Annotated in this window: 1 pseudogene; it reads right to left on the bottom strand. The window is 38.5% G+C overall.

The features are described 5' to 3' along the window. A pseudogene (locus ACTHSP_RS23165) lies at window positions 1–203 on the bottom strand (hypothetical protein); the annotation flags it as partial. Window positions 204–338: the final 135 nt, after the last annotated feature.

Here is a 338-nt window from a genome sequence, read left to right as displayed (position 1 = left end):
CGATTGTCGGAGAAATGCAGTTCGATATCGCCATAAAGCCAAATATTCCAGCCTTTTTGCACCAACAAGCCTTTAGGGACGCAATCAGGCGCAGGAAACATCTGCAAAATGGACTCTGCCGATTGTCCGATTTCCAGATAGTCAAATCGGCCGGTATACAAAAAATCATAAATATCAACGGCAATAGGAAAGTGGTAGCGCATGGCAACAACCATAGAAAAGCAATTAACCAAGCTATCTTAAACTTAAAATATAATGAAATCAATTCTTATTACTATTTATTCAATATATGAAAGGCCGTCTGTTGTTCAGACGGCCTTGTATCTTTAGTTTAAATC

It is taken from the genome of Neisseria sp. P0001.S005, from assembly GCF_051963715.1.
This window is presented reverse-complemented; position numbering and strand designations above follow the sequence as displayed.